At 73.0% G+C, this 13,213-nt stretch carries 13 protein-coding genes; 7 read left to right on the top strand and 6 right to left on the bottom strand.

Annotation, left to right across the window (positions count from 1 at the left end; genetic code table 11):
- Positions 1-238, top strand: a 238-nt coding sequence (locus DEI81_RS14670) for an NINE protein (protein ID WP_146244123.1), incomplete at its 5' end; no start/stop codon positions are given.
- A gap of 300 nt (positions 239-538) precedes the next feature.
- On the opposite strand, the gene DEI81_RS14665 is transcribed toward DEI81_RS14670, so the two are convergent.
- From DEI81_RS14665 to DEI81_RS14655, 3 genes are all read right to left on the bottom strand, one after another.
- On the bottom strand, positions 539-2,017 hold the full coding sequence (locus tag DEI81_RS14665) for a mannitol dehydrogenase family protein (RefSeq protein WP_111011471.1): 1,479 nt from the start codon (positions 2,015-2,017) through the stop codon (positions 539-541).
- Between the two features lie 261 nt (positions 2,018-2,278).
- Positions 2,279-4,744, bottom strand: coding sequence for a glycosyltransferase (locus DEI81_RS14660; RefSeq protein ID WP_146244122.1), 2,466 nt, complete (start codon positions 4,742-4,744; stop codon positions 2,279-2,281).
- A 197-nt stretch (positions 4,745-4,941) separates the two neighbouring features.
- The gene (locus DEI81_RS14655; RefSeq protein WP_111011469.1) at positions 4,942-5,883 is read right to left on the bottom strand and encodes an NADP-dependent oxidoreductase; all 942 of its coding nucleotides are present in this window, start codon (positions 5,881-5,883) and stop codon (positions 4,942-4,944) included.
- A gap of 112 nt (positions 5,884-5,995) precedes the next feature.
- On the opposite strand from DEI81_RS14655, the gene DEI81_RS14650 reads away from it, so the two are divergent.
- Positions 5,996-6,418 (top strand): PPOX class F420-dependent oxidoreductase, encoded by a 423-nt coding sequence (locus DEI81_RS14650; protein WP_111011478.1) that lies wholly within the window; start codon positions 5,996-5,998, stop codon positions 6,416-6,418.
- A 10-nt stretch (positions 6,419-6,428) separates the two neighbouring features.
- Here the strand turns inward: DEI81_RS14650 and DEI81_RS14645 are convergent, their stop codons facing one another.
- The gene (locus DEI81_RS14645; RefSeq protein ID WP_111011468.1) at positions 6,429-6,962 is read right to left on the bottom strand and encodes a hypothetical protein; all 534 of its coding nucleotides are present in this window, start codon (positions 6,960-6,962) and stop codon (positions 6,429-6,431) included.
- Positions 6,963-7,218: 256 nt separating this feature from the next.
- Here DEI81_RS14645 and DEI81_RS16325 point away from each other — a divergent pair, with 256 nt between their 5' ends.
- Genes DEI81_RS16325 through DEI81_RS14635 form a run of 3 tightly spaced genes read left to right on the top strand, consistent with a single transcriptional unit; the run spans position 7,219 to position 8,769 of the window.
- The gene (locus tag DEI81_RS16325) at positions 7,219-7,380 is read left to right on the top strand and encodes a hypothetical protein (protein ID WP_181435443.1); all 162 of its coding nucleotides are present in this window, start codon (positions 7,219-7,221) and stop codon (positions 7,378-7,380) included.
- 5 nt (positions 7,381-7,385) lie between these two features.
- A complete protein-coding gene (locus DEI81_RS14640; protein ID WP_111011467.1) occupies positions 7,386-7,658 on the top strand; it encodes a hypothetical protein in 273 nt (90 codons plus the stop codon).
- Between the two features lie 7 nt (positions 7,659-7,665).
- Positions 7,666-8,769, top strand: coding sequence for an SDR family oxidoreductase (locus DEI81_RS14635; protein WP_111011466.1), 1,104 nt, complete (start codon positions 7,666-7,668; stop codon positions 8,767-8,769).
- 112 nt (positions 8,770-8,881) lie between these two features.
- Here DEI81_RS14635 and DEI81_RS16630 read toward each other — a convergent pair whose 3' ends face one another.
- A complete protein-coding gene (locus tag DEI81_RS16630; protein ID WP_258368772.1) occupies positions 8,882-9,820 on the bottom strand; it encodes a C40 family peptidase in 939 nt (312 codons plus the stop codon).
- A 181-nt stretch (positions 9,821-10,001) separates the two neighbouring features.
- On the opposite strand from DEI81_RS16630, the gene DEI81_RS14620 reads away from it, so the two are divergent.
- Together DEI81_RS14620 and DEI81_RS14615 are read left to right on the top strand one after the other, a co-directional pair.
- Positions 10,002-10,397: a hypothetical protein gene (locus DEI81_RS14620; protein ID WP_111011465.1), complete on the top strand. Its 396-nt coding sequence runs from the start codon at positions 10,002-10,004 to the stop codon at positions 10,395-10,397.
- An 11-nt stretch (positions 10,398-10,408) separates the two neighbouring features.
- Positions 10,409-11,968: a hypothetical protein gene (locus DEI81_RS14615; RefSeq protein WP_111011464.1), complete on the top strand. Its 1,560-nt coding sequence runs from the start codon at positions 10,409-10,411 to the stop codon at positions 11,966-11,968.
- A gap of 57 nt (positions 11,969-12,025) precedes the next feature.
- Here DEI81_RS14615 and DEI81_RS14610 read toward each other — a convergent pair whose 3' ends face one another.
- Positions 12,026-13,132: a hypothetical protein gene (locus tag DEI81_RS14610; protein WP_111011463.1), complete on the bottom strand. Its 1,107-nt coding sequence runs from the start codon at positions 13,130-13,132 to the stop codon at positions 12,026-12,028.
- Between the last annotated feature and the right edge of the window lie 81 nt (positions 13,133-13,213).

Here is a 13,213-nt window from a genome sequence, read left to right as displayed (position 1 = left end):
CTACACGCCCTCCCCCGCGTACTTCCACCCGTACGACAAGCAGGTGCACATCGCCTACATCCTGCTGATCTTCTTCGGGGCGATCGGTGTGCACAAGTTCTACCTCGGCCGCGTCGGTCTCGGCATCGCGTACATCTTCACCCTCGGGTTCCTCGGGATCGGCACGCTCGTCGACATCTTCACGCTGAACGGTCAGACCCTGCAGGCGAACGCGAAACGGCGACAGTTGGGACTCTGACCCAGTCGATGGCGGGGTAGAAGACGCGCTCTGCTCGAACACGGGTGAGGCGGAGGCCGTACAGGCCCGGTTCGGCAGGAGATACGCGCCGAGCGGGCCGATTCACGTCGGGCCTCCCGTCACGACGACGTTCCCGCGGTCGAACGACCGCGGGGACGTCGTCGTATGCGCATGCGCATGAGGCGTGCAGATAGGACGACGCCGCCGTCGTCGTCCGACCGCGGTTCTGTCGGAAGCCAGCGGATTCGGAAGCGGTGCCGGCGGAGGGCGGGGCGGGGCAGCCTCCGGGCGGGCCTTGCGTCAGCGGCGGACCGACAGGACCTCGTCGAGCGCCGCCTGCGCACCGGCGGAGCAGAGGGTGCCGAGGCTGCGGCGATAGGGCGTCGTGAACCGCTCGTCGTCGACGAGGTCCCCGAACACGTCCCGGTTGCGCAGGAACGCGAGGTCGTCCGACCGCTGCTGCGCCGCCGCCGGCATGAGGACGTCGCGGAGCTGGTCGACGATCTCGAACCGCTCGCCGTGCTCGCCGACACCCTCGGCGTACCGGGCCCAGCTCGCGACGACCGCCGCCGCCAGGTCGATGGGGAGGCCCGCCTCCAGGTCGGCGCGCACCACCGGCAGCAGCCACTTCGGGATCCGGTCCGACGACTCGGCGGCCAGCCGCGCGAGCGTGTCGAGGATCGCGGGGTTGCCGAACCGCTCCATGAGCGTCGCCTTGTACTGGTCGAGGTCGATGCCCGGCACGGGGTCGAGCGTGGGCGTCGCCTCCTCGTCCATGTAGCGCTCGAGGAGCCGGGCGATCAGCGGGTCGGTCGCGGCCTCGTGCGCGTAGGTGTGTCCGGACAGGAGGCCGAAGTACGCCATCGCCTGGTGCGAGGCGTTGAGCAGGCGGAGCTTCATGAGCTCGTAGGGCACGACGTCCTCGACGACCTGCACGCCAGCCGTCTCGTACAGCGGACGGCGCAGGGTGAACCGGTCCTCGAGCACCCACTGCTCGAAGGGCTCCGCGACGACGGGCCAGGCGTCGTCGATGCCGAACTCGTCCCGGACCATCGCGCGGTCGGCATCCGTGGTGACCGGGGTGATCCGGTCGACCATGGAGTTCGGGAACGACACGTGCCGCTCGATCCACGCGCCGAGCTCCGGGTCCTTTGCGGTGGCGAACGCGACGATGGTCTGCCGGGCGGTGTCGCCGTTGCCCTGGATGTTGTCGCACGACATCACGGTGAACGGCGGGATGCCCCCGTCGTGGCGGCGGCGCAGGGCCTCGGTGATGAACCCGAACATCGTCGTCGGCGTCGCCCCGGGCGTCAGGTCCGCGGCGATCGCCGGGGCGACGAGGACGAACTGCCCCGTGACGTGATCGATGTTGTAACCGCCCTCGGTGACGGTCAGGGACACGATGCGCGTGGTGGGCGCGGCCATCAGGGCGAGCACGGCCTCCGGGTCGTCCGGGGCGTACAGGAAGTCCGCGACGGAGCCGATGACACGGGGCTCCAGGGTCCCGTCGGGGTGCTTGAGCACGAGCGTGTACAGGTGGTCCTGGGAGTCGAGCGCGTCGCGCATCTCGGCGTCGCGCGGCATGACCCCGACGCCGGTGATCCCCCAGCACAGCTCTCCCCCGGCGTTCATGAGCCGGTCGACGTACATCGCCTGGTGCGCCCGGTGGAAGTTGCCGAGGCCGAAGTGGACGATGCCGGTCGTGACGGCGCTCCGGTCGTAGGTGGGCACGGCGACGCCGGTGAGCGTGTCGAGGGTGGCGTTGCTGAGCGTGGTCATGTGGGGTCCTCCCGTGGCGCGCTCCATCGCGCGCCCCTCCCGTCACTGTACGACCGGTGGTGGCGTCTGCGGGAGTGGTGGCACGGGTCGGCCGACTCGGACGTGCGCATGGACGACGACTGCGCTGTCGTCTGGCGGCGCCCTCGTCGTCCGCGCGCGCACCCGCCAGGTCGTCGTCCGCGCGCGCACCCGCCAGGTCGTCGTCCGCGCGCGCACCCGCCAGGTCGTCGTCCGCGGGCGCACCCGCCGGGTCGTCGCACCTCAGGCTCCCGCACGCGCCGCACACCGCTGGCGGAGGAGCGCGGCGAACCGTGCGTGCCTCGCGGCGGCGTACGCCTCGAGCCGCTCGGCCGTGCCGACCCACGGACCGTCCGAGAGCACCGGGCCGTCGACGACCGCGCGCAGGGCACCGGCCAACGCCTCGGCGTCGCCCGGCGGCACCTCGACCAGCTGAGGACCGACGAGCGGGCGGAGTTCCGCGAGCGCCGGGCTCGCCGCCGTGATGACGGTCCGCCCGCACGCGAGCCCCTGCCACACCTTGTTCGGGATCACGGACCGGGCCTTGTCCGACGTGCCGAACACCCCGAGGACGACGTCGTGGTTGGCGATGACCGTGGCGAGCTCCTCTGCCGGCACGGGTTCGAGCAGGGTCGCGTCGACGCGGTCGCCCTCGTCGTGGAGCTGTGCGCGGATCCGCTCGAGGACGGAGGCGTACGACACGAACGTCGCGCGGACGGGACGACCGACCTCGCCGAGCGCCGACACGATGACCGGGACGCCGTGCAGCGGGACGTCGTGGCCGTAGAACAGCACGCGGAGCGGCCCGGACGCAGCGGCCGCGCGACCCGAGGGCAACGTGCCGGCCTCAGCGGCAGCGCCGGCGCCCGCGCCGGCAGCAGCGCCCGCAGCAACGTCGGCAGCAGCGCCGGCGCGCGACACGGCCATGGCGCCAGCCTCCGCCGGCGGGACCGCCGCCGGGCCCGCCCACGCCGGCGCCCCGACGGGGAGGCTCACCACGGCCGTCCGCGCCGGCACCCGTTCCCGGAGCGCCGCGGCCCGCACCTCGGTGTCGATGAGCAGCACGTCGGCGGAGCGTTCGGCCAGGCGATCGACGACCCGGCAGCGGAGGGCGCGGAGTGACCGCGGGGCCGCAAGACCGTGGTCGTCGATGTCCGTCTCGTACTGCCCGACGAACCGATCGACGACGACGACCCCGCCGCGGAGCCGCGCGACGAGTGCGACGAGCGGTGCGACGACGAGCGACATCTCGGCGAGGAGGTGGACGTCGTACCCACGGAGCCCGAGCACCGTGCGGACGTCGCGGGTCATCCGTCCGATGACGCTCCCGCCCCGGTGGCGCCGGACGACGTCCACCGTGAACCCCGCCGCACGCAGGTGGTGGCGCACGCGGGCGTTGCGCGGGTAGGCGGGGTCGTCGACGCGGACGTGTGCGACGCGGAGGACCGATGTGGCCCGCCGGACGCGCCGTCGCCGCCGCCGATCGAGCACGACGACGGCGACGACCTGCACGGCGAGCACCGCGGCCTCGGCGGAGAGCACCCCGAGCATCGCTCCGCGCGCACCGTCGACGCGGGCGAGGACGAGCACCCCGGGCACCCCGACCAGGCATCCGGCGGCGGCGCTCAGGGTGATCGCGGGGACCCCGCGGAGCGCCACGAGCACCAGGCCACCGGTGGCCCGCGAGGTCGTGACGACGACGACGAGCAGGCCGCTCAGCACGGCGAGGTCGGGCGCGACGGTGGCGACGCCGGCGAAGAACCCGCGCGAGACCGCGGGGACCACGACGACGAACCCGGCGCCGACGAGGACCCCGACGCCGACGTTCCCCCAGAGCGCGACCCAGGCCCGGCGGATCCGCCGGTCCGGATCGGCGGGGCCACCCACCCACCCCTGGAGTGCGGTCGGCAGGGCCTTGAGCGCGGTGAGCGCCCATCGCTGGAGCCGGTCAGCGGCGGCGAACACCGCGACGGCCCCGGGCGCACTGACGCCGGCGAGCGTGATCGGGACGCTGATGTAGGTGGCGCTGAGCACGCGTCCGAGGAGCGGTTGCAGCTGGATCCGGACGGCGCGCACGACGAGCCGCGGGGTGAGCTGTCGCAGGGTCGCCGGTCCGATGCCGAGCAGCGTCGTCCCGAGCACGACCGGCACGAGTCCGCTGACGACCAGGGCGAGGGGGAACACCCACAGCGGCGCACCGGCAGCGAGGGCGACCGCGGCGACGACGACCGGCAGCGTGCGGGGCAGTGTGTCCGCCCAGAGGATCGGCCCCGGCCGCCCGAGGCCGATCCAGCACCAGACGACGTTGACCGAACCGAGTGCCCCCGCGGTGCCGATCCAGCCGACGAGCGCGGGAGCACCGACGGGTACCAGGTGCGCGACGACCCAGACACCCGCGGTCACCGGCAGCAGGACGAGCACCTGGGTCACGAGTGCGAGCCCGACCGAGCGACGGAGGTTGCCGAGCGACTGACGGGCGGACCGCTGCGGCCCGCTGATCCCCCAACCGAGCTCGACGACGACCGCCGCGGCCGCCCCGATCGACTGCCCGACCGCGACGTCGCGCCACCCCTCCGCACCGAACCGCGCGGCGACCGCGGGGACCGCGACGAGTGGTGCGAGCCCGCCGACGACGGGGAGCACCGCGAACCCGACGAGCCGCCGGATCGCCATGACTCGTCTGCTGTCGGTCGGGAGGAACGGGGCCACCCGCCGACGCTAGGTCGCCGCCGTCACGCTCCGGTCCGCGGCCGACGGCCTCCCGCCGGTCGTCGGGGATGCGTCCCGCCCGGATTCACCCGTCCGGTCACCCGGACGCACCGAGCCGCGTCATCACGGCGACGGCGCGGGTACGACGAGGACCGCGCCCCCGCCCACCCGCGCTCGCACCGCCTCCCGGCCCGGTGTCACCAGACGAGCACGAACCGACCACGGACGCCCCCGGCCTCCATGCGCCGGTGGGCGTCGCGGGCCGACTCCGGGTCCGCGGCGGGCAGGACCTCGGCGACGCGCAGGGTGAGCAGGCCGTCCTCGACGTCCTGCCGGAGCCGGTCGAGCTTGTGTCCGGAGTGGTACTCGTCGAACACCATGACGCGCTCGAACCGGATGCCCCGCTCGCCGTTGCCCGGCCAGCCGCGCACGGCGACGAAGACGCCCCCGTCCCGGATCGCGGGGACGACCTGCTCGTGCAAGAGCGCGGTGTCCGCGAGACCGTCGACCCCGTCGGGCACGATCGCCCGGATCCGATCGACCACCCCGTCCCCGCGTTCGACGACGTGGTCGGGACCGAGCGACTCGACGAGCGCACGGTCCTTCTCGGCGGCGTCGGCGATCACGACGAGTCCGGCCTGCTTCGCGAGCGGCACGAGGTACGTGCCGAGGGTCCCGGCGGCTCCGGTCACCATCAGGGTCTGGCCGGGCTCGAGGTGCATGAGCTCGAGGATCCGCACGGCCGTCAGCCCGTTCATCGGGAGCGTGCTGGCTTGCTCGAAGCCGACACCCGCCGGGATCCGGGCGATCGAGTCCGGCGCGGCGACGAGGTGCTCGACGTACGCTCCCCCGTGCTCGCGCAGCGGCAGCGCGATCGCCATGACCTCGTCGCCCGTCTGCCACTGGTCGACGCCCTCGCCCACCTCGTCCACGATGCCGGCGGCGTCCATGCCGGGCACGTACGGGGGCTGGGCGCCGCCGAGGTCGCGTCCGCCGCCGCGCACACCGGCGTCGGTCGGGTTGACGGCGAACGCCCGCACCCCGATCCGCACCTCGCCCGGGCCGGCGTGCGGCTCCGGGACCTCGTGGACGGCGAGGGCCTCGGGCCCTCCGAACTCCTGTACTCCGATGACGCGCATCCTCCTGGTCTACCGCGACCGCGGCCCTCCACACCCAGCGAGCCCCCGGCCGACCGTCGAGGTCGCACCTGCCAGGATGACGGGGACCGATCCCACGACGAACGGAGACCACATGTCCCTGCCACCGCTCCCCGACGACGCCGTCGCGATGCTCCAGCAGCCGAACCCCGCCGTCATCGCCACCCTGCGGTCGGACGGCACGCCCGTCACCGCGGCCACCTGGTACCTGTGGCAGGACGGCCGGGTCCTCGTGAGCATGGACGACAGCCGTGTGCGCCTCAAGCACCTGCGGCGTGACCAGCGCGTCAGCCTGACGGTCCTCGCCGAGGGCGACTGGTACACCCACGTCACCCTGATCGGCCGGGTGGTCGAGTTGTACGCCGACGAGGGCCTCCGGGACATCGACCGCATCTCGACCCACTACACGGGCGGCGCCTACCCGGACCAGGTCCGGCCGCGCACCACGGGCGTCATCGAGATCGACCGGTGGACGGGCTGGGGCGCCATGAAGGACAACGACCAGCCGACGACCTGACGGACATCGCTCAGCCCAGTCCCGCGAGACCCGTGCGGTCCGGGATCGTGAACCGCAGGTCGGGCAACCAGGCCGCCGGGTCCTTCCAACGCGGTGCCATCGGGAGCCGTCCGAGCCGCTTCCGGACCGCCCAGGCCGAAGCCGGCTCGGGCAGCACCCGTCGCGGTCCCTCGACGGCGAGCGCCCCGAACCACCAGTGCCGCCAGGTGCCCTCGACGGACTCCGGGTCGAGCACGACGTAGTAGTCCGGCATGACGCGGTGGCCCGCGGCGAAGGCGGCGAGCGCCGTCTCGACCTCGAGCTCGAGCGTGCCGAGCGTGCTGCGGTCGTCGAAGAACTCGACCCACGCGGCGGCGACGTGCGCCAGGGGGTCGGCGTCGTGGACGACGTACGTCCCGTTCGATGCGCTGATCCGCGCGGTGCCGTCGGCGTCCGCCTCGCCGAGTCGGAGGGCGTCGACCCCGCGGAGTGCGCCGAGTTCGTCGAGGAGGCCCGTGGCACCGGCACCGACGAGCGCGATGATCGTTGCGGTCTGGACGGCCATGCCCCACTCTACGTCCACACGTCCCACGCGGCAGCCGTGCGCGGAGCCGGGTCGCCGGACCGGTTGCCGCGCAGGACCTGACGGCGCACGAGAGCCGCTGCGCGAAGCACCTGGGCCAGTCCCGCATCGAACGGACGAGAACCGACATTCTGCCCCTCATCCGAGGTACGGTTGGCACTACCAGACGGAAGCCGGGAACTGCGTCGGGGCAGTCCCGGCATCGTCACGACTGCGCATGACGACAGGGATGATGGGCATGAGCTCGTACGAGTCCGAACCGGGCGTCGCACCGGTCCGCATCACGACGTTCAAGCGGCAGCGCAAGCTGTGGCGCCGCGGGTACGCGCCCGAGACAGGGCACGACGATCGCTACGAGGACTTCTTCCGCGATTCGTCCGCGCTCCGTCGACGGGACTGATCGACGTGGACGGCTGGCCGGACACCCACCGGCTCGGGCGGGCGGCGTCGCTCCCCGTGGACGCGCCGCAGCGCACGATGACGCCGTGCTTCGCCGCGAGCGGGCAGTGGATGCTCCGGACCCACGCGATCCCCCGACAAGCGGTCGCTGGGCTCCTCGGGTACTCCGAGGTGCAGAGTGGGTTCGACGAGATCGTGTCGATGCAACCCGAGGTCGGGCTGCTCTGTGCCGGCGTCCGGAACGCCGCGCGCACGATCGCAGGAGCCGACGAGACCTAGGACGCCCATGACGACCGAGACCACCGCCCCGACGAACGACGCGGTCCTGGTCGCCGGTGCTGGCGGCGTCGTCGGTCGCAGCGTCGTCGAGCACTTCGCCCGCACTGGTGTGACGACGCGGGGCATCAGCCGCCGGGCGCCGCAGGGCGTGTCCGGTTGGACCCACCTGCCGGTGGACCTGCTCGACGCCGACGCCGCCGTCGAGGGGCTGCGCGCGGCGTCCGACACGACGCGCCTCGCGTTCGCCGCGTACATCGAGAAGGCGGACCTCGCGGAGCAGATCGGCCCGAACGTGGCACTCCTCGAGCACACCCTCGACGCACTCGACCGGCTCGGCGCTCCACTCCGGCACGTGACGCTCTACCAGGGCATGAAGTACTACGGCGCCCACCTCGGCCGGTTCACGACGCCCGCCAAGGAGGACGACCCGCGTCTCCTCGTGCCGAACTTCTACTACGACCAAGAGGACCTGCTGCGTGAGCGTGCGGCCCAGCGGGGGTTCGCGCTCACGGTGTTCCGGCCCGAGGCCGTAATGGGGTACGCGCAGGGCACGCCGATGAACCTCCTTATGGCGATCGGCACCTACGTCGCGATGACCCGCGAGCTCGGTCTGCCGCTCCGGTTCCCGGGGCAGCGCGAGACGTACGACCGGATCCTGTACCAGATGACGGACGCCGAGCTCCTCGCGCGCGCGACGGACTGGGCCGGTTCGGCGCCGACCGCGGCGGGCGAGGCGTTCAACATCACCAACGGCGACGTCGTGCGGTGGAGTCACCTCTGGAAGCGACTCGCGGACCACTTCGGCCTCGAGCTCGGCGAGCCGCAGACGCTCCCCCTGGCGACCGTGATGCCACCGCGCGAGGACCTGTGGAACCGCATGGTGGAGCGGCACGGTCTCGTTCCGACCACGTACACGGAGCTCGTCGACTGGCGGTTCGGGGACATGATCCTCGGCTCGACGTGGGACAACGTGTCGAACGTGATCAAGCTCCGGCAGGCCGGGTTCGGCGAGTGCCACGACAGCGCCGACCGTCTCGTCGAGCTCCTCGACGACCTCGGTCGTCGGCGGATCCTGCCGGCCGCACCGGGCGTCGAGGTCGAGCCGGTCTGAGCACGATCGGCGCGGACGCCGGGAGGTGCGGATCGGCCTGGTCCCGCGCCTCCTGACAGACACGATCCCGGGAGGTCCGGGGCGCGCCGGTCCCGCGCCTCCCGTCCGCCGGTCAGTCGGCGGGCAGGACCCGCGCGAAGTGGTGCGGGGCGGAGAACATCGGGATGATGTCGACGGGTTCGCCCGGGTGCGGTGCCTGGATCACGAGGCCGTTGCCGAGGTAGAGGCCGATGTGGGCCTCGCTGTCGTAGACGACGAGGTCGCCGGGCTGCGCCTCGGACTCGGGGATCGTCGTCGCAGCGGCGTCCTGCGTCGGCACGTAGTGGACGAGCGGGATCCCGACCGACGCGTACGAGACCATGACGAGGCCCGAGCAGTCGATGCCCGCGTGGGTCGCGCCGCCCTCGACGTACGTGTCGCCGAGGTAGGTCAGCGCGGTCTGGATGACCTGCGCACGCTTGCCGCCGGCGCTCAGGGCGTCGACGATCGCGCTCTGCGCGCCGGAGACGGTCGCACCGCCGCTGACGACGACCTCGGTCGGGGCGGGCGCGGCGATGATCGTCGTGCCGTCGTGCTCGATGACGGGGAGCGTGATGTCCCGCGACACGGTGTACTGCTGTGCGCCGGGGGTCGACGAGGTGACGGCCGCGGCGGCGCTGCTCAGCGTGTCCGCGTTGGCGGGGAGCCCGAACGCGATGCACGACGTCATGGCGAGGATCGGGGCGACGATGAGCGAGAGACGCTTCGCGCTCACGGCACGGCGCTCGTGACGGAGGACCGGGGCGGCGACGGCCGGGGCGGTCGCGACGACCGGCAGGGCGCGGGCGGCGGTGACCCGACGGACCGCGGCCAGGCGGGCTGCGGCGTGGTGGGCCTCGGCACGGCGGATCTCGGCCCGGCGGCTCGCCTCGGCGGGGCGGTGCTCGGCGAGGGGCGAGGCGACGACGACGACGCGCTCGGCGACGGTTGCGGTGGGACGGGGACGAACGGCGCTGGTGTCGGCACGTCGGGTGCGGCGGTCCTCGACGGGGAGCGCGTGTCGTCCTGCCATGTGTCCCTTCCTCGTCCCGCCGAGCGCGGGACACGAGAAGATAACGTATTGGTAACCGTCTGACGGTCGCCCTGGCAGCGGGCCGTGCGCGCCTGCGGGTCTCCACAGGTTCGATGCGACCCGTCCGGTGGCGCGCGATCTGGGGGATGACCGAACGCCGGCGCCTCCGTACGGTGACGACATGCCCGTCATCCGCCGATGGAACACCACCGCGAGCGACCGGATCTGGGCGGCGCGCATCGGCCCGGAGAACGCCCGCCGCCTGGCCGGCGTCCGCCTGCCGGCCTACCGCGCCCTCGCCGCGTTCATCGTGCTCCTCGTCGTCGCCGCGGCCGCCGCCGCCCTGGCACCCGCACCGGTCGGCGTCGTGGTCGCCGCCCTCGCCGTGCTCGCCGGCTCCGCCGTCGTGGGCGTCGGGGTCCGACCGCTGCGCGCGGAGGGACACGCACTCGCGGTGCGCCTCCGGGACCTGGGCCACCGGGTGGACCGCGACGCACCCCTCAACGACGGCGGCGCGTTCGACCGCTGGGCCGCGCGGAACGGACTGCCGCGGGAGCAGCTCGTCACTCCGTGGTGAATGATCGTCGGATGCGCTTCCTGCCGCCCCTGACCGGTCCCCGCATCACGGCCGCCGCGGTCGGGATCGCCGTCGTCGCCCTGATCGCCTGGCTGTGGGGTCCGCAGGTCGCACACGGCGTGGTGCGCACGGGTGTCGCCGGTGCGTTCGTCCTCATCCCCCTCGCGGTGTTGGCCGCGCTCGTGCTCGTGGGACTCCGCGTCGGGCCGTCGCTCCGGGCCGTGCTCGCGGCCGCGCTCGTGCTCGTCTTCGCCGGATCCGTGGTCGCCTGGGTCCGGCACGCGTACGACGTCGACCGGTTGTACGTCGCCGACGTCCGGACCGTCGACCACCCGGCACCGAGCTTCGCCGAACGTTCCCCGTACGACGTCGCCGCGACCTCGTCGACCAAGAACCTCGGCGACACGACGGGCACCGCGCTGCCGGTCAAGTCGCTCACCGACCAGCGCGGCCACGGACTGTGGGACGCGCTCGTGCAGCGTCGCGGGTTCCTCGCCGGCTACGAGAGCGTCCAGGTGCAGGACATGCCCCTCTTCGGGCAGACCGAGCCCGACCAGGTGACGACGTGCGACTTCACGCGCACGGCACGGCTCCGCGTCGGCGGCTCCCTGCCGACGAACTCCCTCACCCGCGCGATCGACGCCGCGACCCCGCCGACCGTCGGGTTCGACCCGACCGACGTGTACGGGTACTGCGACGGCCGCACCCCCGAGGTCGTCGTGCCGCTGACCCAGGTGCACGGGTTCTGGGACACGTCGTACGACTTCGCCGGCGACGCCCTGTACGACGGGCGCACCGGGCACGTCCGTATCGTGACCGGGGCCGCCGACCTCCCCGGCCCCGCGTACCCGCAGTCCCTGGCGAAGCGACAGCGGACGGCCCTGCGCGCGCTCGGGTCGTTCGGCGACTACTGGTTCCACCGCTCCGGGTACGAGGACACGTCGGACGACTCGGACAACCCCGACTCGTTCAACCCGTCCGAGCTCGGACTGCGCCGCGCGAGCGACGACCACGCCACGTACGTCACCCCGCTCACCCCGCCCGGGTCGTCGTCCTCGGTCGTCGCGCTCTCCGTCGTCGACGCCTCGGTCGGTCACGCCGGCAGCCGGAACCCGATCACGGTCTACGAGTACGAGAAGGGGTCCGCGCGGCAGGCGAACTCGTCGGTGGCCTCGACCATCAAGACCACCTACAGCTACCTGCCCGACTGGGCGAGCGGGCTCAAGATCTTCGAGATCGTGCCGGGTGCACGCAACCAGTGGGTCGCCTCCATCGGGCAGTCCCAGGGCGTCGTCTACCGCGCGGTCATCGACGCTGCGGGCGCGGCCACGCTGTACGACGCGAACGGCGACGTCGTGACCCGATCGGGCACGGAGTCCGCGGGGACGGACGGCGGGACCGGTGCCTCGGGCTCGAGCGGAGCCTCCGGATCGGCCGGATCCCCGGACCTGTCGAAGCTGACGCCGCAGCAGCTCCGGGACCTGGCGCAGGCGGCGCTGAACGAACTCGCCAAGCGGGCGGAGTCGTCGGCCGTGCCGACCACGACGCCATCACTGACGCCCGGCGGCTGAGCCGCAGGAACGACGAACGGGAGGCGCTGCGCACGACGGTGGACGGCCTCCCGCCCGTCACATGCCAGCGCTCGCCGGCGGGGCGACCGAGACGACGTTCGCGGCCGCGACCCCGTCGTCACCGCCGTGGTCGGCGAGGAGGTCGGCGTGCGTGACGGCGTAGGCGCGAGCGCGACGCATCCGCACGACCGCCGCGGGGATGGCGACCGCGGCCCCGACGACCAGGACCCCGAGGTAGACGATGCCGAGCCGCGTCATCCCGTCGAGGGTCAACGACAACTCGTTGCAGGCGATCCCGGCGTACAACAGCGCCAAGTACCCGATCTGCAGCCCGAGGACCGTCGGGACCGTCGAGGCGTACCGCGCCGCAGCCCGTTGGTCCGCCGCCGAGAGGTCGAGGGCCTTCCCACGGAGGACGACCTTGTTGAACTGCCGGAGGCGTGCGAGATCGCGGCCCGCCGCATCCCGCAACCGGCGCTGGAGCGGCACGACCAGGACGACCATCACGAACGCCGGGACCATGAACGTCATCTCCGCCCCGAGGAGTCCCGTCGCCGCGAGGTCATGACCACGCTCGCGTCCGGACACCGCTTCGACGACGACCCACGCCGACGCGAGGACCACCATGCCAGCGAACACCACCGACACGATCAGGAGCTTCCGACGGATCAGACCGGGCTCCACGGGTTGCCACCGGTAGGGCGACGCCAGTGGGCGCTCGGCGCGCCGGAGGCGGTCACCGAGCGGTCTCGCGACGACGAGCAGCAGCGCGGTCACGAGCGCGACGAGCACGGGCACCCACACGGGTCCGCCCGCGACCACCGTCGCGACGACGAGCAGGCCGACCGCGGCGAGGTCGACCGCGAGCACGACGACGCCCACCCGACGCAGGTACCGACCAGCGTCGGGCGAGGACCGTCGATCCCAGAACGTGTTCCACGACCCGAGGAGCAGCGGACCGTACACGATGAGGGCGACGCCCGTGCCGGCCGCCACGACGAGACCGTCGGGGCCGCCCCGCAGCTGGATCGCCACGAGCAGTGCTCCGCCGATGCTGAGCACCGTCGACACGAGCACGCTGAGGATGTACGCGAGGATGCGCATGGTCCTGCCTCCCGGCAGCGCCGTCGGGTCGGCGCCGCCGTCGTCATCCTGCTCTGCCACGCGATCGGGTGGAACGCCACCTTGACGGATCCTCAGGCACGGAACCGTTCGTCGCCTCGGCGAATTCATGCTCGTTCCTGT

The organism is Curtobacterium sp. MCBD17_013 (genome assembly GCF_003234565.1).
Classification (GTDB): Bacteria; Actinomycetota; Actinomycetes; order Actinomycetales; family Microbacteriaceae; genus Curtobacterium.
The sequence above is the reverse complement of the archived record's forward strand: the minus strand, read 5'-3'. Positions and strand labels throughout refer to the sequence as shown.